The sequence below is a fragment of the Enterococcus malodoratus ATCC 43197 genome (assembly GCF_000407185.1).
GTDB classification, from domain to species: Bacteria; Bacillota; Bacilli; order Lactobacillales; family Enterococcaceae; genus Enterococcus_A; species Enterococcus_A malodoratus.
The window spans coordinates 747,286-772,871 of record NZ_KE136481.1 but is presented as its reverse complement, the minus strand read 5'-3'; the positions used below and the strand labels follow the sequence as shown (position 1 = coordinate 772,871).

The following is a 25,586-nucleotide window of genomic DNA, read 5'->3' as shown; positions in this document are numbered from 1 at the left end:
TTACCTCAAAAGGAACGAGGATTTGAAATGAAAGCAATTGTTGAAACAGGGGTCAAGCAGTTGGAAATTCAAGAGCTGCCAATGCCCGTAATCGAAAAAGATGAAGTGTTGATGAAGGTCAGAGCGAATGGTCTCTGCACCAACGATCTGCGTGATTATTTAGGCGATATGAAATACACGTATCCAAGAATCGGCGGTCATGAATTCAGCGGAGAAGTCGTTGAAATCGGCAGCGAAGTAAATCCTGAACATTTTGATGTGGGCGACCATGTTGTTAAATACATCATTCCAGCTTGCGGAGAGTGTCATTATTGTAAAACAGGTCGTGAGAACCTTTGTATCGAAGTGTCGAAATCGACGACTTTTCAAAATCCTGACGGCATTTCCGGTTTTCTAGGAATGTCTCAGTACATCACAGTGAAAAGCCGTGATCTTTACAAATATCCGAAAGAGGTTCCTTTTACCCATAGTGCCTTTACCGAACCTTTGGCTTGTGTCGTGAACAGTGTTGAACGGGCTCAGCTTATGTTTGGGCAGGATGTAGTGATTATTGGCGGCGGTGTGATGGGGCTTTTCCATGTGGTGTTGGCAAAATTGTCCGGCACTCGCGTGATTCTCAGCGAGCCAAATGCCGAGCGCAGAAAACTGGCGGAAGAATTGGGAGCGGACTTAACTTTTGACCCGACCAAAGTTGATGCGGTGGCCTTTGTCAAAGAACAAACGGAAGGTCGCGGAGCAGAAGTCGTCTTCAATACGACTTCTGCTCCGCAAATTGCTAAACAGGCCATGGATTTCACTGCAACTGGCGGTCAAACCTTTATGTTCAGCTCGCTGCATCCGAATGATCCAGTACCGACTGATATGGGTGTCGTACATTCCTACGAAAAACTGATTACTGGAACCGTCAGTCCCAAAATACCGACCTTCTATCGTTCGGTTCAATTGATTGCGAAAGGGATCGTAGACGTCACCCCGTTATTAGCGAAAACGTTTGATTACACCGATGCGGTAGACGCCTTTGAATATGCCTTAAGACCAGATACCTTAAAGACCATTATTACCTTTGACTAGAAGAAAGTAGGAGAAAAAATGAGTGCATCTGTTTATGTTGGATTAGATATCGGAACCACATCGATCAAGGTAGCTGCTGTGACTAAGCAATTAGAAACGGTTTTTGAAAAACAGTATGCGTATGACTACCTGATTCCCCATAAGGGCTGGACGGAGATCGAACCAGATACGTGGGTCGAAATCGTGGTGAAGGGCTTGAAAGAGTTATTCCAACAGGTTTCTGCTGCAACGGTCGCAGGAATCGGTATCACCGGACAGATGCACACGACCGTGTTTGTTGACAAGCACGGTTCTTCCGTTCGCCCGGCGATTATGTGGAATGACAATCGCACAAAGAGCAGTCTTACAGCTATCAAGCAGTGTTTGGAAAGGAAAGCGGAGACGGCTCATCTGGCTAAAATTGTCTCGACAGGCAGTCCTTTAGCCAGTCTATTATGGGTAAGGGAGCATGAACCGGAGCATTATCAGCGGATCAATAAATTTCTCATCGCAAAAGACTATGTAAAATTAAAATTGACTGGAACATATACCACGGATTATTGCGATGCCTCAACTTCGTCCTTGTACGACTTACATACAGATCGCTGGTCCAAGGAAGTCCAAGAAATCTTTGAATTGAACAGTGAGCTATTTCCTGATATCCAACCAGCTTCTGCCATAATCGGCGAGTTGACCGAAGACATCTGCAAGGAATTAAGCATTGGAAAGACGCTGCCCGTCGTTTCGGGAACGGGGGATAATGTGGCTTCGGCTTTAGTATCCGGCAGCTTTGAAAATATGCAGCCGTTGATCTCACTAGGAACCTCTGGTGTGGTGGTCATTCCTAATAGTCACCATCAGCTCAAAAAGATTGGAAAGAATGTGGTCGCAAAAATCACGGAAAGCGACGATTCGATCATTACTCAAGGAACCGTTCAAGCCGGGGCAAAAGTTAACAGCTGGTGGCTGGAAAATATTTTACAAACGAAGCACTATGCTGAAGAACAAGAAGAGATTCCGCAATCATTATTGGGTGAAAATGAAGTGCTCTTTTTCCCGCACATGAATGGTGAAAAAACACTCTTCGCCAATCCGAGTCTGAAGGGTGCGTTTATCGGACTTGGTTTGGAAACAGAGCGAGCTGAGATGTATTTGGCTGTTTTAGAAGGATTGGCGTTTGGTATCCGCCAGCTCTTCCTCTCTATGAAAAATGAGGAAACGCCAGAGTATTTCACGATTGTCGGCGGCGGTGCGAAAAGTGATCTATGGATCAAAATATTCGCTAATGTGCTTGGCCATCCGATCAAACGAATGCTGACGTCTCAAGAGGCTGTTCATGGCGCGGCGATCTTAGCCATGATTGAGATCGAAGGAGGCTTCACTTTTCCAAAGAGCGAAGCGCAAGTCATTCAACCTGATCCAGCGATTATCACGAAATACGATCAACGCTATGAAACCTATTTAAAATTGACTGAACAGTTGCAACTATTCGGAGGTGACGAGAAATGAAAGAGTGTCTAATTTGCAGTGCGCCATTAAAATTGATCAAGTTCAAATGCGCGGACGGGCATGTTTGCAAAGGGTGTTATGAAAAAGTGAGCTTGAATTTTACGCAAACAATCAAAAATAAAACACAAGCAGAGCTGTTGGAAATTATCGCGGCTCCCGAGGAAGAAGCTCCGGCTGAAACCTTTGAAATTACGAGAAAGATCAATCAGTTTATCTTCTTTGACGATAAGCATCAGAAAATTTGTTTGCCTAATCATAAAAAATATACGAAAGAAGCATTGAAGCCAGAGGTTTATCCTTTTTCTGTGATTCTAAGTTGTCAGCTAGTAGAAGAACAGACGGAACAAGTAGTGAAGAAAAAGAAACAGCAGCTAGGCTCTATCAAAGTCGTTTTGACTCTTCAAGAAGAGACGCGGGAAATTTGGCTGATCCCTAATTTTATTAATCGGGACAGTATGGCCTACAAAACGATGCGTTCGTTAGCCAATAATATCGTTGCAGAAGTCAATCAGTTGAAGGAGGGTGTTGCATGCTAGCAGATCTGAAAGAGGTTTTGGAAAAGGCCCGCGCAGAAAAACAAGCGGTCGCGGCCTTCAATGTACCGAATCTAGCAATGGTTCGTGCGGCGATCCAAGCCGCCGAGAAAGTCAATCAACCGGTGATTTTACAGCATGCAGAAGGACACGGCTCCTTGATTTCGCTCGAAGAAATTGGACCGATCATGATTGACTATGCCAAACGAAGCAAGGTACCGGTAGTGGTTCATTTGGATCACGGAAAAACGTTTGATGCGATGGTCCAAGCGATGAAGCTGGGCTTTACTTCGGTCATGATCGATGCTTCGGATCTGCCCTTTGCAGAAAACATCGCACGAACCAAAGAAATTGTGAAGATTGCCCATAGTTTAGGAGTCAGTGTTGAAGCGGAACTGGGCCATGTCTTTACCTCGTCCTTAGGCGGTGGTGAAGGACGTGCGCCTGATGACGATCAAATCGGTGATACTGATATCTATACCGATCCTAAGCAAGCCAAAGAGTTTGTTGATAAGACAGGCGTAGATTGTTTAGCAGTGGCCTTCGGGACAGTACATGGTATCTATTTGAAGGAGCCAAAATTGGATTTGCCTCGAGTCAAAGCAATTTATGATGAAGTGAAGATCCCGCTGGTCATGCACGGCGGATCAGGAGTTGAGGCGGCCGATTATCAAACAGCGATCGCAAACGGCATCGCCAAAATCAATTACTATACCTATACCAATAAAGCAGGCGCCTCTGCATTAAAAGGTTATTTTGAAGCAGATCAATCCGATGTCTTTTTGGAAGAGTGTATTGAGGTTACAACGGAAGCATTAAAAGAAGACTATGTCGAAGCAATAAAAATTTTCAGTGGATTATAGAAGTGAGCAGCAAAGGGTGGGCAATCAATTAATTTTGATTACCCGCCCTTTTTTAGCTACTCCAAATCGGTATGTCTTTCTACCATCGTTTCACCAGTTTCTCCCATTCGTTCCATCAATTCCAAGATGATTCCGTCATAGGTCAAGAAACTGATTTGTTCGAATGCTGATCCCATTGGTTGGATAGAAGTGAGATTATTTTCTTTTAGCTTAGGTGAGACGCCCGGCAGAACGACTACCACGTCGGCTAATTGGGCAATCTCGGATTCCTTGTCCATCGTCAACAAAGCAAGAGAGACACCATTGCTTTTCGCCTTTTTCGCGAGTGTGACTAAACCGGGGGTGGTGCCGGAACCTGAACCGATAATCAATAAATCGCCTTTGGCAGTTCTGGGACAACTAATCTCGCCAGCCAGGTGAACGGGTAAGCCTAAATGCAGCAGCCGATTCGTAAATCCTGTAATAGCTACCCCAGATCGTCCGGCCCCAGATAAGAAAATGTTTTTCGCTTGCAAAATCGCATCGACTAATTGATCGAGTTCCTGATCCTTTTCGTAGTCTACAAATGCCAATAATTCTTCGATAATCTCCCGCGTGTGTTCTTTTACAGACATCTAAACGCCTCCAATAATTATTTGTACTCAAAGTCTAATCAACTTCGAAAACCCTCACAAGAGTATTTTTGACAGAGACACTCTGACAAAGGTGTCCCTTCAAGCGATAGCTTTTACGAATAACGCCCCCTATAATTAGTGTCAGAAGGCGCTTTCTAAAAAATGAATATTCTCAAGGAGGAAAAGAAAATGGATTTTCAGCAACCTGCAAATGCAAACAGCTGGCGAGCGAAGATTCAGCGTATGGGTGGATTTTTAAGTTCGATGGTTATGCCGAATATTGGAGTATTTATTGCTTGGGGTTTGATGGCGGCATTCTTCATCCCGACTGGTTGGACACCGAATAAGCACTTAAATGAATTGGTTCCGCCGATTTTGAATTATTTATTACCTATCTTGATCGGTTACACTGGCGGATACAACGTTTACGGCAAACGGGGCGGTGCGATCGGTGCTTTGGCAACTATGGGGGTAGTCGTCGGCGCGGATATCACGATGCTGATCGGCGGTATGATCATGGGACCGATCGGCGCGATCTTAATGAAGAAGATCGATGAGCTGTTTAAAGGAAAAGTCAAACCAGGTCTTGAAATGCTAGTCGACAACTTTTCACTAGGTTTTCTCGGGTTTGCGATTGCTCTGGTCGGATTCGTAGCAGTTGAACCAATTTTCGCAGTGATTCTATCCTTTATTTCCGGCGGAGTCGATTGGCTGATGGCCCGCAACTTGATTCCATTGACTAGTATCTTTGTCCAGCCGGCACAAGTTTTATTCTTAAATAATGCGGTCAACCATGGGATCATGATTCCGTTAGGGACGCAGCAAGTATTAGAAACAGGCAAATCGCTCTTATTCTTAGTTGAAGCAAACGGTGGTGCTTGGGTTGGTCTATTGATCGCTTTTTCGATGTTTGGAACAGGGATGGCGAAAAAATCAGCGCCCGCTTCAATGTTGATCCAATTCTTGGGCGGGATCGGTGAAGTAGCCTTTCCATATGCCATGATTAAACCAATCACCATTTTGGCACCGATTGCCGGAAACATGACGGCTTTAGCCATTGGTCAGCTCTTTGGCGGCGGAACAGTCGGCGCAGTCTCGCCGGGAAGTTTCTTAGCCTTACTAATGATGACTCCTCGCGGAAACTTTATTGTAAATATCGCAATGTACGCTTCGGCCGTTTTAGTTTCCTTTTTAGTCGGCGCCTTTTTCTTAAAATTAAGTTTGAAAAAGGACCTTGCGGCTGAAGCTGAAGCCGAATCAGAATTAGCTTTGGCCGGGGCAGACGGTTCCACTGTTGAAGCATTCGAAACAGCTGTTCCAGAACCAATCGTAACGGAGAATGTAGTTCCGACAGGAAAAATGATCAGAAACGTGATCATCGCCTGCGATGCGGGGATGGGTTCGAGTGCAATGGGTGCTTCGATGTTAAGTACGAAAGCCCGAAAAAATATGTTGGAAGTAACGGTTAAAAACGTCTCGGTTGATAGTATTCCGGATAATGCCGATTTGATCATTACGAATGAAATTTTGCTGGAGAGAGTCAAGGGTCTGACCAGTGATAGACAAGTGCCGATTTTGACGATCAAAAATTTCTTGGACAATAGTGAATACGATCGGTTCATAAAGTTTATCAAAGAAACGAATGGCGAATAAACGTACCCGCTTTCATTTGAGTGTAGTATGATGAGTTCTACTAAGGGTGGGGAGGGATCTAGATGTATTTATCTACCAGAGAAAGCTCTATCTTAACGATTTTGTTAAATAGTAGAACGAAACATACGGTACAGGACATCAGCAATCGACTGGACATTAACGAACGGACAGTTTACAGAGAATTGAAGAATATCAAGGCCACATTAAAGACGTTTCAGCTGGAATTAATTTCCATTCCCTCGGAGGGATTTGAAATCCAAGGAAAGCCGGAAAATATCTCGGCCTTAAAAAAAGCGTTCCAAAAACAAAATATTCATCAAATCTTGTCTGTTACTGAACGGGTTGATTTAGTCACATTGCTTCTATTGTTGGAAGAGGACTTTATAAAGATGCAGGCGATCGCCTCGGAATTATTAGTTTCTCTTTCAACGATCAAAAAGGATGTCGCCTTTCTAACTGATAATCTGCCTGAAAAGGGTATTCGGGTAATTTCTAAAAAGGGCGAAGGCATCAAGTTAGCAGCAGACATAATCAATCGTCATATTTTGATTTTAGATATATTGACAAAATACGTGACTTCTTCGGAATTTATTGCATGGTTTTTACTAAAAAATTCAAAGGATTCATTTTATAAAAAAATTTGTTTTCAAAAAATCAGCGAACCGCTCCACTTTGTATATGAACAACTAGGCCAGCTCAAGCCGGACATTGATGATAATGACCTGCAGGAGATTGTCATTTTATTGTCCTTGTGGCTCAATGTCTGTCATCTGACTGCATTACCGAATAACACGATCGATACAATCTCGATCGAACTGAATCAAACAGGGAATAAACTGTATCACCGAATGATTGAAAAACAAAAAACTATTTTGGCCGAAAAAAGTCATCCCGAATCATTTTTGGATTACTTAAAATGGATCATTCACCTATATTTCCAGCGAGACCAATCCAATGATTTTGAACTGCCGAGATTTGACAATGATATCGCACTTTCTGTGAAGGAAATGGTGAACCATGTCGAAGCACAGCTGGGTGTAAAACTCCACGGCAATGAAAGGCAAGTACGTGATCTTGCGGCACATCTTAGAAAGGCCGTCACTCGTATCAACAGCGGCCTGTTTGTTAGAAATCCTATGAAGGATGAGATCAAGAAAAATTATCTCTTCATCTTTGAAATCGTCAGCAAAGCCGCCGAAGAAGTTTTCGGGAAGGAATTTTTTCCAGAAGATGAATTGTGTTTCTTAGTCCTGTATTTCGTGATGATGATCGACAAATTATCTAACAAAGCTTTTCGGGTTCTGATCGTTTGTTCCAGCGGCATGGGCTCATCCAAAATGCTGACCAGCCGTTTGGAATACGAGGTACCGGAGGTTTATGTGAAGGATATTATTTCATTGACTGATTTGCACAACAAAAATGTGCACGATTACGAGTTGGTTTTATCTACGATCCCTTTACCTTTGGCACCAGAAGAGTATTTGAAGGTCTCACCGCTATTAAATGAACATGAATTGGCCTTGGTTCAAACCAAGATCAATAATCATAAATATACTGACTTAAAAACGATTCAAAGACAGAAGCATCTGACTGCGGAGGAATTTGAAAGAGACCTAACGAAAAAAATGTTTTATGCCCAAAAGATTTTGGAACTAATGAAACATTGCCGTTTTAGCGAGAAGGAGATTTTTACCACACGGATCAAGAAAAAAAGAGATGCATTGAAACAATTGGCGGTATTTTTAGAAGTTAATGAGGCTAAATTGACCAACAGTATTCAAACAACGGTGCAGCATGATCAAACGGTCCTCTTCGTCCTTCGAAAGAATGCTGGAATATCAAGTGACCGTATTCATTTGATTGCGGAGAGTTCCAAACAACTGGGGAACTACTTTCTAGTCGTAGTAGATACCTCGGAAGACTTCTCCGAAATCGGACAAAAGTTTTATCGCCAAGTAAAAGAGCTTATTTTTGATCATGTCAATGAATTGACAAAAATTGAGTCGGCGAGTGATTTGAAAACTTATTTAGTAAAAATGAATGAGATTGTATAGATTGCGAGAGGTGAAAATGAAAATATTTAAAGACGAGAACATTCAATTAAACCAACAGTACGAAAACAAACTTGAAGCTATTTTGGCCGCGGGAGAAATTCTAGTCAAGAATGGTTATGTAGCCGAAAGCTATATCCAGGATATGCTGGCAAGAGAAGAGGAAGTCTCTACGTACATTGGCAATAATATTGCGATTCCCCATGGCATCGTGAAGTCCGTGGAAAAAATCCATTCTTCTGGAATTTCCTTATTGCAAGTGCCAGAAGGTGTTGATTTTGACGGAAATACCGCCTATTTAGTTTTTGGGATCGCAGGTAAAAATAATGAACATTTAGAGATTTTAGGACAGATCGCCACTATTTGTTCAGAGCTGGAAAATGTAGAGATCATTCGTCATGCAACATCTAAAGCAGAGATTCTTAAGATTTTCGAGGAGGTCGTCGTTTAATGAAACAAGCACTGCACTTTGGCGGAGGAAGTATCGGGATCGGTTTTATCGCCGATTTGTTACATGAATCCGACTATGAGGTAACGATCGTTGATATTGACAGCGAATTAGTCAAGCAGATCAACGAAACAGCAACTTTTGATTTATATCTGATCAATGAAGACTACAAGAAAAAACAATTGACGCAAATCCATGCATTGTCTTCAATCGAAGATCAAGAAGAGATCATCAAAAAAATCAGTACCGCGGATTTGATCACCACGGCTGTCTGGGCTGAAAATTTGCCGAAGATTGCCCCCGTGCTTCTTGCGGGTCTGAAACAACGTGCGGCTATTAACGGAAAGCGTGTAAATATTTTGGCTTGTGAGAATGCAATGTTTAATAGCGAGATTTTACGCAAAGCGATCCTGTCCCTAGATGATTCAGCAAATGAATGGCTGGATCAGGTTGCGGCATTTCCTAACACCGCCGTTGATCGAATGGTATTGGCCTCTCAGCATGATGGGAAAAAGACGATCGATATTGGCCGAGATTATGAGCTGGTGATCGAAGAATCAAAACTGGTTGATCCGATAGATAAACCGATCAAGGATGCTGTTTATACGACCAATCTCCAAAAATATATTGAACGGAAACTTTACGTGGTGAACTGCGGCCATGCGTGGGCTGGCTATATCGGGTTTGTTCACGGTTATTCGATTATCCAAGATGTATTTAATAATGAAGCGTTAGTACAAAAAATCCGTGAGACCATGTGGGAATCGGCCCAGCTTTTGATGAAAAAGTACGGCTTCACCAAACAAGACATGGCGGACTATATAGATTTTATTATGGATCGTTACCAAACACCAGGAATCAAAGATATGATTACGCGCGTCTCGCGTTCGCCGATTCGCAAATTGCAGCCTGAAGAGCGTTTAGTTGGACCTTGTGTTCAATGTGAAGAACTAGGGCTAGAAAATCAACGTTTACTAGAAGGGATTGCGGCAGCCTTTCTATTCGATAATCCAGAAGATGATCAATCGGTAGAATTATTGGCTTTTGTAAAGAAACATGGCATCGATGAAGCGATCGTTCATTTCACCAAGATTCCGGCAGACAATCGGATGCATCAGGTGATTAAGGAGAATTATCAGAAATTTCTGGAAAAGAAGGGATAAATCAGTGTGAAGACCGAATTTACGAATCAAGCAGGAAGTCGAATCGTTGATGCGATTATTGCGACAATTCAGACCAATAAGGGGTATCTGAGTGAGGTCGACAGTCATGGCGGCGATGGCGATCACGGCATCAATATGAATAAAGGCATTACCTTCGCTCGTCAAGAACTAGATGAGCTGCCGAGCTATACGATGAGTGATGGATTGAAGGTAATCAGTCACGTGTTAGTCACTAAAATCGGCGGTTCAATGGGCCCATTATATGGCAGTTTCTTTAGAGGATTGAGTGCTGCATCTAGAAAAAGTGAAGTAATCAGCAACGAGCTAATGCTGAAAATGCTGCAGAAAGGCTATCAAAATCTTTCTGACCTAACCGACGCTAAAGTTGGAGATAAAAGTTTGATCGATGTACTGGTACCAACAGTAGAAACGTATGAAAAAGCCATAGCTGAAAATGATTCTTTCGAAGAATGTCTAACAAAGTCGTTAACGGCCGCAAAGGCTGGACTAGAAGCAACAAAAGAAATCCCGGCTAAGATCGGGCGAGCAAGCAGGATCGGCGATCGTTCAATCGGACATCAAGATGCTGGGGCGACTTCCTGCTATTTAATTATCGAAGCGATGGTCAACACAATAAAAGAATTGTTGGAGGAATAAGCGATGCAGATTTTTGTGAACGATCCGGATTTTATCGTTGAGGATATGCTGAAGGGCTTTACTGCGGCGCATCCCGAAGTCATGCTTTCGACATTGAATGATCATGTGGTAACGCTCAGAGATAAGCAGGAAAAGGTCGGTGTGATCACAGGCGGCGGTAGTGGACACGAACCAGCATTTCTCGGCTATATAGGTGAAGGTATGCTGGATGCAGTAGCCATCGGAGAAGTATTTGCTTCGCCGCCGGCTCAAGCTTTTTTGGACGCGATGATCGAGGCGGATAATGGTTACGGTGTAGCGTGTCTTTTTGGAAATTACGCGGGTGACAACATGAATGTTAAGATGGCAATCCAAATGGCAGAAGATGAAGATATCGAAGTGAAGTATGTAGTCGCGACAGATGACATCGCCTCTTCTCCTAAAGAAACTCGTGAAAAACGTCACGGAATCGCTGGCGGTTACTTCATGTGGAAGATCGGCGGCGCAAAGGCAGCGTCCGGCGGAACCTTAACTGAGGTCATTGAAGTTGCACAAAAAGTAGTTGATCGAACTAGAAGCATTTGTGTTGGCGTTAAGCCATGCGCTATTCCAGCGGTCGGCACGCCCAATTTCTTGATTGAATCGGGTACGCTGGAGTTTGGGATCGGCCATCATGGTGAAACCGGGATCGAAAAGCAAGCCTTAGGAAGTGCTAAGGAAATCGCGATCGAGATGACGGAAGCCATTTTGACAGACTTTGATTTTGATGGAAATAAACAATTAGCTGTCATGATTTCTGGACTAGGCTCAACGATGCTGATGGAACAATACGTGGTTTGCGGTCAAGTTTTAGCTACATTGAGAGAAAAAGGGCATCAGGTCGAGAAGGTCTACGTCGGTAATTTTGTCACTTCATTAGATATGGGTGGGATGTCGCTGACGATCGTTGATTTAGATGCAGAGATTACGCAGCTGCTTGATGCTGATGGACAAGCAGTCGGCTTGAAAAACTATTAAAGGATAGGGTGGACAAAAAAATGAAATTACAACTAGCGTTGGATGAGTTAAAATTGGAAGATGCACTAGTCTTTGCAGAAAAAGTACAAGAACATGTCGATATTATAGAAATCGGTACGCCATTCGTGATTGACTCTGGAATGGAAGCGGTTCGCCGTTTCAAAGAGAAGTTTCCCAACAAGGAAATTCTATCTGATGAAAAAATAATGGATGGCGGCTACTACGAATCGCAATTGGGATTTGAGGCGGGAGCAGAATATGTGACTGTCTTGGGCGTCACCGATGTCGCTACGATCAAGCAATGTGTTAAGGCTGGGACTGATTTTGATAAGCAAGTCGTTGTTGATATGATTTGTGTGGCAAACCTTGAAGAAAAAGTTGCCGAAATGGAAGAGCTGGGCGTAGATGTACTAGCGGTCCATACCGGAGCAGATCAGCAGGCTTGCGGTCGAACACCGCTGGATGATTTGAAGGTTATGACTAGTTGTGCGAAGAAAACTAAGATTGCGGTAGCTGGCGGTATCAGCAGTAAAACGATCGATAAGTATGTTGAATTGAATCCAGACATCATCATTGTTGGAAGCAGCATCACTCATGCGCCGGACCCTGTAGAAGAAGCACGCTTGATCAAAGAAGCGATGCTGGCGAAAGCTTAGTGGGAGGCGACAGACTATGACACCATCAAAAAATTTACTGGCGATCCTTGCTGAATTGACAGAAGACGCCCATCAAATCGAGCAGGCACAACTTGAACAGGTTCAAGCATTGATTTTAAAAGCCAAACGTATTTTTATCGCCGGTGCTGGACGCTCCGGATTTGCGGCTCGAGCATTTTCTAATCGTTTGCTGCATTTAGGCTTTACAGTTTATTTTGTCGGCGAGCCAACGACACCTTCGATTCGCGAAAATGACTTGATTATTATCGGATCAGGCTCAGGCCGCACAGAAGGGCTCGTGAATATGGCGAAAAAAGCGAAGAACGAAAAAGCGCTGTTAGCGACAATTACGATTCATCCCAAAAATTCGATCGGGACGATGGCGGATGCGCTGATTCAAATTCCCGGTATCTCAACTGGCGATAAAGCAACCGAAAAAGCACCATCGATTCAGCCAAATGGTTCATCTTTCGAACAGCTTTCATGGCTGGTATACGATTCCATGATCGTTGATTTGAAAAAAGAATTAAAACAAGCACAGACGGATATGGATTATCGTCATGCGAATTTAGAATAGAAAATCGGCATCGAGCTCTGGCTCGGTGCTCTTTGATTAGGGAGGTCAAAATGAGCGTTGTATTATTTGATTTGGATGGAACATTGATTGATTCCGAACGTTACTATTTTTCGATTTGGCAGGAGTTAATGGCTCAAGCAGGCTACCGTCTAGAAAAAGATTTTTATCAGAGTGTAGTAGGTTCACCCACTTCAATCTTAAAAGAAAAATTCCAGCAGCATTTCGGTGAGATTCCAATGTTCGATCAATTGTTTGAAGCGTTTATGGACAGGCGAAAAAAAGCACAAAAGGAGGGCGTTTTTCCTCTGACGAAAGGCTGCTATGAATATTTGGAGTACCTGAAAAGAAAGAATATTTCCTGCGGTGTCGTTACCTCCAGTTATCAAAAGGAAGCAGAGGGGATTCTTGAAAACATGGAGCTTGCGCCTTTCTTTGCTTTCGGTGTCTACGGCGATCAAGTAACTAAAGGAAAACCCGATCCCGAGATCTATCACAAGGCGATACAAATTGCGAATCAACCGGCTGATCAGATTTTGGTCTATGAGGATTCACCTAACGGAATATTATCGGCAGTTCGCGCCGGATTATCTTGTATTCATATTAAAAATTTCGTTGCTCCTACACCGGAAATCGAGCGACTAGTAAATAGTAGTCATTCGGACTTTTGGGAAGTACTAAGTTTGACCGACTCTTCCTCAAATTAAGCAGCGAAAAGGCTGCTTTTTTATTGGCAAAAACTCGAATTCCTTCTAGCTACTCAGCTTTTTATCCTCTATAATAATAGGACGATGAATTTTTGGTAATAAAAACATTAACGAGAATGAGGGCGATCATATGAAGATAGAACCATTTAAAGTTGAAATGTGGATGAATGAACACGAGGACAAGGCGATTTTTAACACGGGAGAGACTTGCGTCGACTCGCTTAGCATGGATGAACTGTTTGAAATCGTTGGTCTCGACAAGTACGAAACGTTAAATACGTTGACACAGCGGCGACTGACTTATGGACATATATTTGGTAATCCGAAATTTAAAAAAGGGATTTCCTCGCTTTATCAAACAATCAATGAAGATGATATCACGACGACCCATGGGGCGATTGGCGCGAATCACTTAGTTCTGTATTCGCTGGTTGAACCGGAGGATGAAGTGGTCGCCGTTTTACCGACCTATCAGCAATTGTATTCCATTCCGGCATCTTTTCGAGCAACGGTGAAACAACATGTTTTGACTCCAGAAAATAATTTTCTGCCTAATATTGCAGAATTGAAAAAGCAAGTAAGCCAAAAAACGAAATTGATCATTCTCAACAATCCTAACAATCCATCGGGTTCATTAATGGATCTTGAAATGTTGAAGGAAATCATCGAAATCGCTAAAGCAGCGGATGCCTACATTCTTTCTGATGAAACCTATCGCGGGCTGACTCAAGCAGACGTGGAGAGTCCATCAATTGCTGATCTCTACGAAAAAGGAATCAGTGTCAGCAGTATGTCTAAGGTTTGGTCGCTGGCTGGACTGCGTTTAGGCTGGATCGCGACGAGAAATAAGGCCGCATTAGAACAATGTCTGCTTCATCGCGACCACAATACGATCAGCTGCGGCATGATCGATGAAGAATTAGCGGCGATTGCTTTAGCCAACAAAGAGCTGATTTTAGCAAGAAACCGGAAAATCATCCAGGATAACTTGGTTATTTTAGATGAATGGGTGGCAAAGGAGCCGCATATTTCTTATGTAAAACCGCAGGCGGGCACCGTGACCTTGCTCTATTATGATTTTGACCGTTCAAGCAGAGACCTCTGTCTTGATTTGATTGACAATCATGGTTTGCTCTTCACCCCAGGCGACTGTTTTGAGTTCGAATCTTGTGTTCGCATCGGTTATGGCTGCAAGACCGAAGAATTAATCGCCGGATTAAATAAATTCTCTGAATACTTAGCTACGATCTAATAGTGAAAAGTGTAATGAATTATTTATGATTGATTGCACTTTTTTTGTAGAATTTATCGTGTTGGTTAATAAAATCCTTCATTTGGTTAACAACTGCTCCATTATCTTTACGCTTCAGCAATGGTACACTTAAGGTGATCAGAGAGGGGCGATTATCATGGCATTATTGATGGGCAAGATTATCCAAAAGCTTAGAAAAGAACAAAATCTGACGCAGGAACAAGTGGCAAATGCATTAGGTGTAACGACAGCGGCCGTCTCAAAATGGGAAACAGACAGCACTTATCCAGACATTTCCTTGTTGAGTCCGTTAGCCCGCTTATTGAAGACGACTGTAGATCAGCTTGTCAGTTTTAAGGGTGAACTAAGTGAACGCGAAGTCGAAAATTTTGAGTCCGAGGCCCGAGCCATCTTTGAAACAGGTGATAGTCAAAAAGCGATGGATTATTGCGCAGCCCTTTTGAAAGAATATCCTAGTGATGATTTGTTGAGATTTCGCTTGGCCTCGACCTATATTTTTTATCTGAGCGCTTCGTCCGATGAGGAACAAGCTGAATATCAATTGGCCGAAACAATCCGCTTATTTGAAACGGTTCGTTCTTCAAAGATCATTGAAATTCGTCATGCAACGCTGCAAGTATTGTCTAGTCTCTATACTATGAATGACGAATTAGATAAAGCGGAACAAGCGATTGAAGAATTGCCCAGTGCGGATTATGATACGCGGATGATGAAAACGAATATTCTCTATATGAAAGAGGAATATGAAGAATCGTTGAAACTAAGTCAACTTTGCTTGTTTCAGGAATTGCGAGATGCTGGGCTGCATCTCTATAATCTAGCGAAAATTGCCCGCAAATATGAGCAATTTGATAAGGCTGTAGCGATCGCGAATCTCGGAATTCAATTGGATCAATTGCTTCATGTGGATCGAATCAGCGGCTCCAATGCGAATTACTATTTGTTCAAAGCCGAAATCTTAGCCAGTCAAGGCGAGACCGAGTCAGCAATTGATGAATTGGAAAACTTTATTCCGGCGTTAAAAGCCGCTTTCGATTTAAAGGAAACAAAAGGGGATCTGCTTTTCGACAAAATTGAGCTGAAAGACTCTTCTGTGTCAACACCATACATCGCTGAACGAATGGCCGATTTGATCGAACAATCCGAAGAATTTCAGCCGCTTCTGGCGGATGACCGATTTGTTGCCTTGCTGGAGAAATTAAGAAGTTTGGGATCATGAGTTATCTCTTGGTTTTTTGAACCTTTTCCTTACTTTTACAGCCATTTTTGTTATGCTTGTAAAATGGGAGGGATTATTCATGGATTTTAGTATTGAAGATTATATCGAAAAGCATCTTAAGCGACTAGCGGCAGAGCGACACACTATTTTTACTATAAATGTTGATGATTACCCTGAAGTGACAGATATTTCAAAGAACGAACTGGATCTCATTTACGAGTTAGACAAGCTTGATGAGCTGATAAAATTATATGCCGATTTTGATACGACTATAAGCAAGAACGACTCAGAGATATATGCGTTATATCTGGAAAATAAAGAAAGCTTTATCGAATATCGCGAGATCTATCAAGCAATCTACGAAAAGATTGCCAAAGAAAGGGCTGACGAACTGCAGACGATCTCACAAATGGAGAGTCTGTTTCGAAATTTTGAGTCCGAACCTCGGTTGTAGCGCAGAGTAAAATCATAAAACTTGCAAGCAAAGATGGTCTGAGGCTGTCTTTGCTTTTTTATTAAATTAAATCGATAAAATTGACGAAAATTCGTGGATTTGTTAAATTTAAAGCAATCAAATTGATGGAGGTGAGTGGCGCATGGACCCTGACGCCGGTGAGACGTCGTTAATAAAGCAGAAGATTCCTTATTTTCAAAAAGAATAGGCTTATTTCAGTACGTTGTAAAAAAACAAGGTGCTTTTTTGTCGTATTCAAAAATGAGGAGAAGATAACGAATGAAGGAAGATTATTACCAGAGTATCAATCAATTAATGCAGGATTACCCGAATGGCGATTTTGAACAGGGCCTATCAGTTAACGAGGCCAAAGAGCGGCTGTTAGTGAATGGTCCCAATAAGTTAGAAACGAAGAAGGTCCCTAAATGGCGGCTGTTTGTCCGACAGTTTCACAATATGATCATCTATATTTTGATCATTGCGGCGTTGTTAACGATCTTAATGGGACATTTCTCGGATGCTATCATTATTGGATTGGTTGTCGTGATCAATGCTCTGATTGGCTACTATCAGGAAGCGAATGCTTCTGATGCTTTGGAGAAAATCAAGGAAATGCTGGCATCTGAAGCAACCGTCTACCGCGATGGAAAACGACTGGATGTTCCTACGGAGGAGTTGGTTGTCGGGGATGTTGTTTTCTTGGAAGCAGGAGACAAAGTACCCGCGGATTTACGAATTGTTGACAGCGATAATTTACGAATTCAAGAGGCTTCGTTGACTGGTGAAGCGGACTCGATTGAAAAAACCGCGGCGGATATTGTGGACGAGGATGTTCCATTAGCTGAACAGATCAATCGGGCGTTTGCCTCGACTTCTGTGACGAACGGAAGTGGGCTGGGGGTGGTCGCGGCAACAGCCGAAAATACTCAGATTGGTCAAATTTCTATGGAAGTTGAGCAGGTCAAAACGCGGAAATCTCCATTGATGCAGCAGATTGACGGTTTAGGCAGAGGCGTTTCCTATGTAGTAATCGGGGCGGCCGTATTGCTATTCGCTATAGGTTTTCTATTAGAAACCTATTCGCTATCAGTACTGGCGCTGGCGATCGTAACGATGATTGTCGGCTCGATACCAGAGGGTCTGCCAGCGACGACTTCGGTAATCTTAGCCATGGGTGTCAGCGATATGGCTAAGAATAAACACGCGATCGTCAAGACTTTACCAGCAGTAGAAACGCTAGGCTCGGTTGATGTGATCGCTACAGATAAGACTGGAACACTGACAAAAAATGAAATGACTGTTAAGGATATTTTTCTGACGGATCATCATTATCAGGTCAGTGGAAATGGCTATGAGCCGAAAGGAAAGATTATCGAGGTTGGACAAGCAATGGTCGCTTCTGAAACGCTGAAATTATTTTTAGAGGCCGGTTATCAAGCAAATGATACGCTGCTATACAAAGAAGATCGGCGTTGGAAGATCAATGGTGAGCCGACGGATGGCTCCTTCTTGACCCTGTATCACAAATATTTTGGCAAGAACTATGAATCAGAATATAAGGAAGTAGATATGCTGCCTTTTGATTCGGATTATCGTTATATGGCGAAGTTGGTCAAATCGGCCAATGGCAAACAGCTTATTTTTATCAAAGGGTCGCCGGATAAACTTTTTCCTATGGCAAAAGTCGAAGATGCTTATTGGACGCAAAAGGTACAGGAGCTTTCAGCGACGGGTAAGCGTGTAGTCGCAGTGGGTTTCAAAGAAGTTTCCTCTGACTTGGAAAAAATCAGTCATGAAATTCTGTTTGATGGAATCACGTTGCTCGGATTGGCGGGAATTATTGATCCACCGCGGGAAGAAGTGATTGAGTCCCTCAAAGACATGCGTAAAGCAGGAATTGAAGTGAAAATGATCACTGGGGATCATCCGTTGACAGCTAAAACGATCGGTGAAAAACTCGGATTAGCTTCCAAAATTCAAGTAATCACAGGACAAGAGTGGGATCAATTGACTCAAAGTGAGAAAGAAGCTGCCTCCGTTTCCCATCAAGTTTTTGCGCGAACAACACCAAAGAATAAGCTTGAGATCATTGAGGCGCTGCAGGCAAACGACAAAGTAACAGCTATGACTGGAGATGGAGTCAATGATGCGCCTGCGTTAAAACGAGCGGATATTGGAGTGGCGATGGGGATCGAAGGAACGGACGTCGCGAAGGATTCCGCGGATATGATTTTGACGAATGATCACTTCGCAACGATGTCGATTGCCATTCGTGAAGGTCGCCGGATTTATGACAATATCAAGAAAAGTATTCTCTTTTTATTACCGACCTCTTTTGCGGAAGGGCTGATCATTGCTTTTACGATCATAATGCAGCAGGACATGCCGCTTCAAGCGACCCAGCTTTTGTGGATCAATATGGTTTCGGCGATCACGATCCAATTTGCTTTTATCTTTGAACCTGCAGAGGATCAAATCATGGAGCGTCCGCCGCAAAAAACGGGGAGCCGATTAATGAACAGGCACGATATTTTTCAAATGGGTTATGTCTCGGTTCTGATGGCACTGATCAGTATCTTGGCTCACGATTGGCTGTTAGCACAAGGCCTTGATCAAGTGACAGCCAGCACGATGATGGTCAATATTATCGTGATCAGTAAAATTTTCTACCTATTCAATATTCGTACATCAAAATTTGCTTTATCAAAAGAATTCTTTAGCAATAAACCAGCTTTCCTAATCATTGGGATCATGGTATTGCTTCAATTACTTTTGACCTATGTGCCGTTTATGCAGCAAGCCTTCCATACAGCACCAATGAGTGTTGTTGAGTGGGGGATTACAATTTTAGCAGGCTTCTTGATCCTGGTAATTACTGAAATAGATAAATGGGTTCGCATGAAGCGCAAAGAAACACGCTTGCGAGAGCTCTATAATTAATGATAAGAAAGGCTGGACTAGTAAAATAGTTCAGTCTTTCTTTCGCGAACGTTCGAAAATTGTTTCAGCAATACGGACAAATTTTCGATTTTCCCCTCTGTAGGAAAAAAGTAAGTTTGTGAAGAGCGCTCAAAATTTCCTATACTAAACATGTAAATAAATGAAAGTGGTGAAGAAAATGAAAAACATCTTGTTAATTTGCGGTTCAGGAGCTTCAAGCGGATTTATGGCCGCAGCGATCAGAAAAGCAGCAAAGAAAAGAAAAATTGCGATAACGGTCAAGGCGGCCAGCGAATCACAATTAGATGCTCGGATTAATGAAATCGATTACTTGCTGATTGGCCCGCATTTGTCTTACATGCTGAATGATCTTCAGGAACAAACAAAGGATAAAAAAGTTCAAGCGGCAGTTATCCCGCAGGCAGTATACGGGACGTTGAATGGAGAGAAAGCGCTGGATTTAATTTTAAAAATGGAGGACTAGCTGATGGATAAAATTATGAATTTTATGACCAATACCTTTGCCCCTAAGGTAAATAAGGTCGTCAAAAACCCTTGGATCTCGGCTATTCAAGATTCGATCATGGTAGCATTGCCATTGGTTTTCGTCGGATCGTTGGTGACGGTTGTTTCCTTGCTCAAAAATATTTTCAGCGGTATGCCTGATTTCTCAATGATCAGCAACTTCTCGTTTGGGATGTATGCGTTAGTAGTGGCCTTCTTGATTCCCTACTATTTGATGGAGAAAAAAGGTTATGGCGGTCAGAAGTTAATTTCCGGGGCGGCTTCTTTAGTACTATTTATGATGCTATTATTTCCAACTATGACGGCCGATGGTGAAGCAGTATTCATTCTATCTCGTTTTGGCGCAACAGGAATGTTCTTATCAATGATTACCGGATTATTTGTGGCCTTTGTTATGAACTTTGCGGTGAAATATTCATTCTTTGATGAAGACACACCGATTCCCGATTTTGTTGTTGGTTGGTTCAACAGTCTATTGCCGATTACTTTTGTTCTGCTGGTCGGTTGGTTGATCACATTCCAATTCAAGATCGATTTCTTCGATGTAGTATTACTTGTATTCAGCCCGTTAGCAAGTATCGTTCAATCCTATCCTGGCTTTGTTTTATCTGTATTTATCCCAGTCTTCTTATACACTTTCGGAATTTCTGGCTGGGTTATGATGCCGGTTGTTTATCCAGTTTATATGTCAGGCTTGGCAGCGAATGCTGAAGCTGTCGCAAATGGCAGACAAGCACTAAACATCGCTACACAGGAAACTTGCTATGCCTTTTCTTCCATGGGCGGGATCGGGACAACCTTAGCTTTATCTGTAATGATGCTGCTGCTGAGTAAATCGGCCCAGTTAAAAGCGATCGGAAAAGCGGTTATCATTCCTTCCATCTTTAATATCAATGAGCCGTTAGTCTTTGGGGCACCGATTGCCTTCAATCCTTATCTGATGGTGCCAATGTGGATCAATAGTATTATCGTCCCAACGATTGCTTATGTCACGATGTCGCTAGGTTTGGTTAATGTTCCATCAAACACCTTCTTGTTATGGTACATGCCTTATCCGATCACATCGTACTTGGCAACACAAGATTGGCGGGCAATTGTTGTCTGCGCCTTGATTTTCGTGATCACTTGGCTGGTCTTCTTACCATTTTTCAAAGCTTACGACAATTCATTAGTGAAGCAAGAAGCACAAGAAGCTTTGGAAGAAGCGGAAGCAGAACCAGTCCATTAAAAAAATAGAGTGAATTATTAGGAACCAGCAGGAGGTCTCATATGGAAAAAACAAATTATTTAGAGGAAAATGATCAGCTTAATCAACTGTCGATGAACATTTTGGTTCATGCCGGCAATGCACGAGATCATTTGGTTCATTCGTTAGAAAGCTTAGAGGCAATGAATTTTGCAAAAGCAAAAGAGGAAGTGAAGGCGGCGCGGCAAGAAGTCGTGATCGCTCATGGATTACAAACCGATACCTTGCAATTAGAGGCATCCGGTGAGCAGATTCGTTATTCAACATTGTTTTGCCACGCGCAGGATACATTGATGACTGCTCAAAGTGAGATTTTAATCGGAGAACATCTGATCCGTTTATTTGAGACATTTAGCAAAAAATAATCATAACAGAACAGAGATACAAGGAGGAATTTCATTGAAAAATTATCAAATGCCTAAGAATTTTTTATGGGGCGGAGCGATTGCTGCCAATCAAGCAGAAGGTGCTTATAAAGTTGCTGGCAAAGGGATTAGTTTAGCCGATTTGCACAAGTATTATCCTGATAAAAGCAATGCAGAAATTGCGGAAGAACAGCATAAAGGAATGTCTTTAGCTGACGTACAAGCGAACTTAGCCGACACGGCTGGGTATTATCCAAAACGTCATGGGATTGACTTCTATCATACGTATGAGTCAGACTTGGAATTACTTAGTGAGATGGGCTTCAAAACCTTCCGTACATCGCTTGACTGGACTCGTATCTTTCCTACTGGCGATGAAACAGAGCCAAATGAAGAAGGGCTGGCCTACTACGATCGCTTAATTGATAAAATTATCGAACTAGGTATGGAGCCGATCATTACTATTTTACATTATGAAACACCAGTCGAGATTACATTGAAATACGGCGGCTGGAACAATCGCAAAGTGATTGATTTATTTGTTAAATATGGAAAAGTTGTCTTAGAACGATATCAGGCCAAAGTAAAATATTGGATCGTGATCAATCAAGTGAATCTGATCCAATTTGAACCCTTCAATTCCACGGCGATTCCTTATGACACCGTTGATAATTATGAAGAAGCAAGCTTTCAAGCGGTTCATCATCAGTTTGTGGCTAGTGCGAAATTGGCTGCGTATGCTAAAACGATTAATCCTGATATGCTGATTGGTACTATGATGGCCGATTGCACGGCTTATCCATATTCTTGCGATCCTGATGATGTGAATTTGGCTTTGCGCCGTAATCGGATGCAATATTTTTATACAGATGTTCAATTCCAAGGTGAGTATCCGCAATATGCGTTGAATTATTTTACGGAAAACGGTATTCAATTAGAAATTACAGAGGAGGATAAACAGTTACTGAAGGATCATCCGATGGATTACTTAGCACTTTCTTATTACTATTCACAGATGGTCGATGCTTCTAAAAATACAATGAGCCCATCATCAGTGACCCCGAACCCGAATTTGAAGGCCAATCCATGGGGCTGGGCTGTCGATCCACAGGGATTGTATAACTCGCTATCACAATACTGGGATCGCTATCACAAGTCGATCATTATTGCGGAAAACGGTTTTGGCATGTATGACAAATTGGAAGATGGACAAGTACATGATGACTATCGTATTTCTTATCTGTCAGAGCATATCGCACAGATGAAACGCGCAATGTATGACGGGGCGGATGTCATCGCGTATTGTGCTTGGGGCCCAATCGATATTATCAGCTGCTCTTCGGCACAAATGGAAAAACGCTACGGCTTCATTTATGTTGACTTAGATAATGAGGGACAAGGTTCCGGTCAACGGATCAAGAAGGATAGTTTTGACTGGTACAAACAAGTCATTGCTTCGAATGGTGAAACTTTATAACCAATTGAAAAGTTGATCAGTTTTGATCAACTTTTCTTTGAATGGAGGTGTAAATATGCTGACTAAAAAAGAAAAAGAGCTGATCGATTACCTAAATATAAAAAAACGCTGGGTTACCTCCGATGAATTGGCGGATTTTAGCAGCTGTACAACAAGAACGATTCGTAATCGTGTCGCTAAGATCAATCAGAATAATCCAGAACTGATTTTGACCAGTCATTTAGGCTATCAATTAAACGCGGAAGTGAAGGTGAGTACGACTGGTACGGAGGATCGAAAATCTCGTATTTTTTTAGAATTATTGAAGCATTCTTCTGAGGGCGTCGATTTTTATGAGTTGGCAGAAAAACTCTACATATCCGAATCAACCTTGAAAAACGATATTCAACAATTAAAAAAGGAAATTACCAACGATGCGATCCAAATTATTTTTGAGCAGGATTATATTAAGCTCACAGGTCCTGAACGGGCAAAACGACGGTACTTAATTTCATTGCTATACAATGAAAGTGATCTGCAAGAAAAATTAAAAGTCAGTATTCAGCAGATGATCGGTTATATCTCGCTGGAAAAATTGCAGCAGACGATTCGAGATGTGTTGTCAGAGCATAGCATCCAGATCAATCAGTATTCGTTAAACAATATCGTCTTGCATTTTGCTATCAGTATTGAACGCATTCGCCAAGGACACAGTTTAATGAAAGCTCAGATGAATAGTCAGGCACAGAGTACTTCTGAATTTTTGATTGCTGAAGAAATCAGCGATAAGTTGGCTCAGCAATACGACATTCATTTTTCTCAGGCAGAGCTAGAGCAATTATCTTTATTATTTATTGGAATGCAGAATGAAACACTAACAAAGCAGAATAACCAGCAGCTTTCCACTTTTGTTGATCAAAAAATCATCACCGCTTTACAGGATGTCTTGGCCGAAGTAGAGCGGACCTATTTAGTGGAATTGCATGATGAGGATTTTTTTAATAAGTTAGCGATTCATTTGCAAAGTCTTTATTACCGATCGCATTATGAAACCTTTACTCGTAACAGCAGCCTGTTAGATTTAAAAACCGCTTATCCATTAATTTATGATTTAGCGGTATATATTTCTTCCTTGATTCAGGATCGTTTAGCTATCTGGTTCAACGATGATGAGATTTCCTTCATAGCTTTACATATCGGTTCTTTTCTTGAAACGCAGAAGCATTATCGAAATCAAGTAACGATCCAGTTAATCGTAAATGATTACCATGATATTGGCAGAAACCTCAGCAAACAAATTGAAGAGCGTTTTGGGGAAAATGTCACTGTTTTAGTCACCGAAAAATGGAAAGTAATGAATAGTGATTGTGATTTGCTTTTGACAACGGATCGAGCTACGGCCTCTGAGTGTGCTGGCTCGGTCTTCATCCATCCCTTTTTGACCAGCAAAGATGTCAAGAAAATCGAGAAACGGATTGACTCTCTGAAGGCGCAGCGTGAAAAGCGGCGAATGTATCAAGCAATTGAAAAATTTATTCTGCCGGAACTATACTTTAATCAGGTTGATCCTGCGGGTTTAACACCTGAAGAGATTCGCAAGCAGATTAATCAGCGAATGATCCAATCCGGTTTTGTTGATGATCATTTTTCCGAAAGAGTAGAAAAACGTGAACACATGTCACCAACGAGTTTTCCATCCGGTATCGCGGTGCCGCATTCGGTTGAATTAGAGGCGATAAAAAGCGGAGTGGCCATCATGACCTTGCAGGAACCGCTGATTTGGGCCAGTCATCCAATTAAACTGATTGCTTATATTGCGATCAACAAGGATGAAGCAAATGATTTCAACGATTTTTTTGAAAAATTTATCGAGATAGTTTCTGAGCCCGTTAATACAAAGCAGTTAAGCATGAGTGAGGATTATGAGGAGTTTATCTTGCGATTAAAGGCGATGGTGGATGGTGATGAATAAAAACAAGATAGTCCGGTTGCTGGTGGTGATCATCGGAACTATTATAATGGGCATCGGGATCGAAATAATCGTGCTGGCGAATCAGGGATTTGACTCAGTCAGCACTTTGATTTTGGGGCTAATGAACTTTTCGCCAATTCCCTTCGGACGCTGGAGCCAATTGATCAGTCTCTTCTTTTTGCTGATTACTTTTTTATACAAACGCAGTATGTTAGGAATCGGCAGTATTATCAATACCCTTTTGGTAGGTGAGACGATCAGTCGAACAGCATCTTGGCTTCAAACAGTGAGCTTTTTACAAGAAAATGTATTTGCGTCGCTGGCCGGATTTATGGTCATGGCATTAGGAACAGCTCTTTATTTATCAGGAGGATTAGGGTCAGGTCCGTTAGAAGGTATGATGTTTTGTGTCTGTGATAAATTAGACGTCTCTTTACAGAAAGGCCGGATACTATTGGATTTTCTAATCGTTGCTTGCGGCTTTTTATTAGGAAGTTCACTAGGGATCGGCACTCTTTTCGCGATTTTCTTATTGGGACCAATGATTCAATTCATTTTTTCAATCATTCAAAAAATGCAGCCTATTGATTTCCAACAGCGAAGTAAGAAAGAACAATTATCAGACTAAGAAACAATTACACTCAAGAACGCGCGTAGAAGTG

At 42.2% G+C, this 25,586-nt stretch carries 24 protein-coding genes; 23 read left to right on the top strand and 1 reads right to left on the bottom strand.

Annotation, left to right across the window (positions count from 1 at the left end):
- The first annotated feature begins 27 nt into the window (after window positions 1-27).
- From I585_RS03865 to I585_RS03850, 4 genes are read left to right on the top strand one after another with little or no spacing between them, the layout of a single operon-like run.
- Window positions 28-1,071, top strand: a complete 1,044-nt coding sequence (locus I585_RS03865) for a zinc-dependent alcohol dehydrogenase (RefSeq protein WP_010739729.1) — start codon at window positions 28-30, stop codon at window positions 1,069-1,071.
- A gap of 18 nt (window positions 1,072-1,089) precedes the next feature.
- Complete coding sequence (locus tag I585_RS03860) at window positions 1,090-2,559, top strand: xylulokinase (RefSeq protein WP_010739728.1); 1,470 nt, start codon at window positions 1,090-1,092, stop codon at window positions 2,557-2,559.
- Window positions 2,556-3,095, top strand: a complete 540-nt coding sequence (locus tag I585_RS03855) for a DUF4428 domain-containing protein (protein WP_010739727.1) — start codon at window positions 2,556-2,558, stop codon at window positions 3,093-3,095. Before I585_RS03860 ends, I585_RS03855 begins: the two co-directional genes overlap by 4 nt.
- A complete protein-coding gene (locus I585_RS03850) occupies window positions 3,089-3,955 on the top strand; it encodes a class II fructose-bisphosphate aldolase (protein WP_010739726.1) in 867 nt (288 codons plus the stop codon). Before I585_RS03855 ends, I585_RS03850 begins: the two co-directional genes overlap by 7 nt.
- 56 nt (window positions 3,956-4,011) lie before the next feature.
- Here I585_RS03850 and hxlB (I585_RS03845) read toward each other — a convergent pair whose 3' ends face one another.
- Window positions 4,012-4,569: a 6-phospho-3-hexuloisomerase gene (hxlB, locus tag I585_RS03845; RefSeq protein WP_010739725.1), complete on the bottom strand. Its 558-nt coding sequence runs from the start codon at window positions 4,567-4,569 to the stop codon at window positions 4,012-4,014.
- 189 nt (window positions 4,570-4,758) lie between these two features.
- On the opposite strand from hxlB (I585_RS03845), the gene I585_RS03840 reads away from it, so the two are divergent.
- The 19 genes from I585_RS03840 to I585_RS03750 all read left to right on the top strand — a co-directional run bounded on the left by I585_RS03840 (window position 4,759) and on the right by I585_RS03750 (window position 25,552).
- Window positions 4,759-6,222: a PTS transporter subunit EIIC gene (locus tag I585_RS03840; RefSeq protein WP_010739724.1), complete on the top strand. Its 1,464-nt coding sequence runs from the start codon at window positions 4,759-4,761 to the stop codon at window positions 6,220-6,222.
- A gap of 62 nt (window positions 6,223-6,284) precedes the next feature.
- Window positions 6,285-8,276, top strand: coding sequence for a BglG family transcription antiterminator (locus I585_RS03835; protein WP_010739723.1), 1,992 nt, complete (start codon window positions 6,285-6,287; stop codon window positions 8,274-8,276).
- A 16-nt stretch (window positions 8,277-8,292) separates the two neighbouring features.
- Entirely contained in the window at window positions 8,293-8,724 is a 432-nt protein-coding gene (locus I585_RS03830; RefSeq protein WP_010739722.1) for a PTS mannitol transporter subunit IIA, read from the top strand.
- The gene (locus I585_RS03825; RefSeq protein ID WP_010739721.1) at window positions 8,724-9,884 is read left to right on the top strand and encodes a mannitol dehydrogenase family protein; all 1,161 of its coding nucleotides are present in this window, start codon (window positions 8,724-8,726) and stop codon (window positions 9,882-9,884) included. The genes I585_RS03830 and I585_RS03825 overlap by 1 nt, the downstream gene beginning before the upstream one ends.
- Window positions 9,885-9,890: 6 nt before the next feature.
- The gene (dhaL, locus tag I585_RS03820; protein ID WP_010739720.1) at window positions 9,891-10,541 is read left to right on the top strand and encodes a dihydroxyacetone kinase subunit DhaL; all 651 of its coding nucleotides are present in this window, start codon (window positions 9,891-9,893) and stop codon (window positions 10,539-10,541) included.
- Between the two features lie 3 nt (window positions 10,542-10,544).
- Window positions 10,545-11,537: a dihydroxyacetone kinase subunit DhaK gene (locus I585_RS03815; RefSeq protein ID WP_010739719.1), complete on the top strand. Its 993-nt coding sequence runs from the start codon at window positions 10,545-10,547 to the stop codon at window positions 11,535-11,537.
- Window positions 11,538-11,557: 20 nt separating this feature from the next.
- Window positions 11,558-12,193, top strand: coding sequence for a 3-hexulose-6-phosphate synthase (hxlA, locus tag I585_RS03810; protein ID WP_010739718.1), 636 nt, complete (start codon window positions 11,558-11,560; stop codon window positions 12,191-12,193).
- Window positions 12,194-12,209: 16 nt separating this feature from the next.
- Window positions 12,210-12,770, top strand: coding sequence for a 6-phospho-3-hexuloisomerase (gene hxlB, locus I585_RS03805; RefSeq protein ID WP_010739717.1), 561 nt, complete (start codon window positions 12,210-12,212; stop codon window positions 12,768-12,770).
- Between the two features lie 50 nt (window positions 12,771-12,820).
- Complete coding sequence (locus tag I585_RS03800) at window positions 12,821-13,474, top strand: HAD family hydrolase (RefSeq protein ID WP_010739716.1); 654 nt, start codon at window positions 12,821-12,823, stop codon at window positions 13,472-13,474.
- 130 nt (window positions 13,475-13,604) lie between these two features.
- Window positions 13,605-14,726 carry an aminotransferase gene (locus tag I585_RS03795; RefSeq protein ID WP_010739715.1) on the top strand — a complete coding sequence of 374 codons (1,122 nt, stop codon included), beginning with the start codon at window positions 13,605-13,607 and terminating at the stop codon, window positions 14,724-14,726.
- Window positions 14,727-14,883: 157 nt separating this feature from the next.
- Window positions 14,884-15,966, top strand: coding sequence for a helix-turn-helix domain-containing protein (locus tag I585_RS03790; protein WP_010739714.1), 1,083 nt, complete (start codon window positions 14,884-14,886; stop codon window positions 15,964-15,966).
- Window positions 15,967-16,045: 79 nt separating this feature from the next.
- Complete coding sequence (locus I585_RS03785) at window positions 16,046-16,420, top strand: hypothetical protein (protein ID WP_010739713.1); 375 nt, start codon at window positions 16,046-16,048, stop codon at window positions 16,418-16,420.
- Window positions 16,421-16,699: 279 nt separating this feature from the next.
- Entirely contained in the window at window positions 16,700-19,360 is a 2,661-nt protein-coding gene (locus tag I585_RS03780) for an HAD-IC family P-type ATPase (protein WP_010739712.1), read from the top strand.
- Window positions 19,361-19,538: 178 nt separating this feature from the next.
- Complete coding sequence (locus tag I585_RS03775) at window positions 19,539-19,844, top strand: PTS sugar transporter subunit IIB (RefSeq protein ID WP_034708337.1); 306 nt, start codon at window positions 19,539-19,541, stop codon at window positions 19,842-19,844.
- Between the two features lie 3 nt (window positions 19,845-19,847).
- Window positions 19,848-21,113, top strand: a complete 1,266-nt coding sequence (locus I585_RS03770) for a PTS sugar transporter subunit IIC (RefSeq protein WP_010739710.1) — start codon at window positions 19,848-19,850, stop codon at window positions 21,111-21,113.
- A gap of 41 nt (window positions 21,114-21,154) precedes the next feature.
- On the top strand, window positions 21,155-21,496 hold the full coding sequence (locus I585_RS03765; protein ID WP_010739709.1) for a PTS sugar transporter subunit IIA: 342 nt from the start codon (window positions 21,155-21,157) through the stop codon (window positions 21,494-21,496).
- Between the two features lie 34 nt (window positions 21,497-21,530).
- Window positions 21,531-22,973, top strand: a complete 1,443-nt coding sequence (locus I585_RS03760; RefSeq protein WP_010739708.1) for a glycoside hydrolase family 1 protein — start codon at window positions 21,531-21,533, stop codon at window positions 22,971-22,973.
- Window positions 22,974-23,028: 55 nt separating this feature from the next.
- On the top strand, window positions 23,029-24,924 hold the full coding sequence (locus I585_RS03755) for a BglG family transcription antiterminator (protein WP_010739707.1): 1,896 nt from the start codon (window positions 23,029-23,031) through the stop codon (window positions 24,922-24,924).
- The gene (locus I585_RS03750) at window positions 24,917-25,552 is read left to right on the top strand and encodes a YczE/YyaS/YitT family protein (RefSeq protein WP_010739706.1); all 636 of its coding nucleotides are present in this window, start codon (window positions 24,917-24,919) and stop codon (window positions 25,550-25,552) included. The genes I585_RS03755 and I585_RS03750 overlap by 8 nt, the downstream gene beginning before the upstream one ends.
- Window positions 25,553-25,586: the final 34 nt, after the last annotated feature.

What these genes read in the sequence shown, in the direction of transcription:
- I585_RS03865 (WP_010739729.1), top strand. Translation starts at nt 28, where the DNA reads ATGAAAGCAATTGTTGAAACAGGGGTCAAGCAGTTGGAAATTCAAGAG.
- I585_RS03860 (WP_010739728.1), top strand. Translation starts at nt 1,090, where the DNA reads ATGAGTGCATCTGTTTATGTTGGATTAGATATCGGAACCACATCGATC.
- I585_RS03855 (WP_010739727.1), top strand. Translation starts at nt 2,556, where the DNA reads ATGAAAGAGTGTCTAATTTGCAGTGCGCCATTAAAATTGATCAAGTTC.
- I585_RS03850 (WP_010739726.1), top strand. Translation starts at nt 3,089, where the DNA reads ATGCTAGCAGATCTGAAAGAGGTTTTGGAAAAGGCCCGCGCAGAAAAA.
- hxlB (WP_010739725.1), bottom strand. Translation starts at nt 4,569, where the DNA reads ATGTCTGTAAAAGAACACACGCGGGAGATTATCGAAGAATTATTGGCA.
- I585_RS03840 (WP_010739724.1), top strand. Translation starts at nt 4,759, where the DNA reads ATGGATTTTCAGCAACCTGCAAATGCAAACAGCTGGCGAGCGAAGATT.
- I585_RS03835 (WP_010739723.1), top strand. Translation starts at nt 6,285, where the DNA reads ATGTATTTATCTACCAGAGAAAGCTCTATCTTAACGATTTTGTTAAAT.
- I585_RS03830 (WP_010739722.1), top strand. Translation starts at nt 8,293, where the DNA reads ATGAAAATATTTAAAGACGAGAACATTCAATTAAACCAACAGTACGAA.
- I585_RS03825 (WP_010739721.1), top strand. Translation starts at nt 8,724, where the DNA reads ATGAAACAAGCACTGCACTTTGGCGGAGGAAGTATCGGGATCGGTTTT.
- I585_RS03815 (WP_010739719.1), top strand. Translation starts at nt 10,545, where the DNA reads ATGCAGATTTTTGTGAACGATCCGGATTTTATCGTTGAGGATATGCTG.
- hxlA (WP_010739718.1), top strand. Translation starts at nt 11,558, where the DNA reads ATGAAATTACAACTAGCGTTGGATGAGTTAAAATTGGAAGATGCACTA.
- hxlB (WP_010739717.1), top strand. Translation starts at nt 12,210, where the DNA reads ATGACACCATCAAAAAATTTACTGGCGATCCTTGCTGAATTGACAGAA.
- I585_RS03800 (WP_010739716.1), top strand. Translation starts at nt 12,821, where the DNA reads ATGAGCGTTGTATTATTTGATTTGGATGGAACATTGATTGATTCCGAA.
- I585_RS03795 (WP_010739715.1), top strand. Translation starts at nt 13,605, where the DNA reads ATGAAGATAGAACCATTTAAAGTTGAAATGTGGATGAATGAACACGAG.
- I585_RS03790 (WP_010739714.1), top strand. Translation starts at nt 14,884, where the DNA reads ATGGCATTATTGATGGGCAAGATTATCCAAAAGCTTAGAAAAGAACAA.
- I585_RS03785 (WP_010739713.1), top strand. Translation starts at nt 16,046, where the DNA reads ATGGATTTTAGTATTGAAGATTATATCGAAAAGCATCTTAAGCGACTA.
- I585_RS03780 (WP_010739712.1), top strand. Translation starts at nt 16,700, where the DNA reads ATGAAGGAAGATTATTACCAGAGTATCAATCAATTAATGCAGGATTAC.
- I585_RS03775 (WP_034708337.1), top strand. Translation starts at nt 19,539, where the DNA reads ATGAAAAACATCTTGTTAATTTGCGGTTCAGGAGCTTCAAGCGGATTT.
- I585_RS03770 (WP_010739710.1), top strand. Translation starts at nt 19,848, where the DNA reads ATGGATAAAATTATGAATTTTATGACCAATACCTTTGCCCCTAAGGTA.
- I585_RS03765 (WP_010739709.1), top strand. Translation starts at nt 21,155, where the DNA reads ATGGAAAAAACAAATTATTTAGAGGAAAATGATCAGCTTAATCAACTG.
- I585_RS03755 (WP_010739707.1), top strand. Translation starts at nt 23,029, where the DNA reads ATGCTGACTAAAAAAGAAAAAGAGCTGATCGATTACCTAAATATAAAA.
- I585_RS03750 (WP_010739706.1), top strand. Translation starts at nt 24,917, where the DNA reads ATGAATAAAAACAAGATAGTCCGGTTGCTGGTGGTGATCATCGGAACT.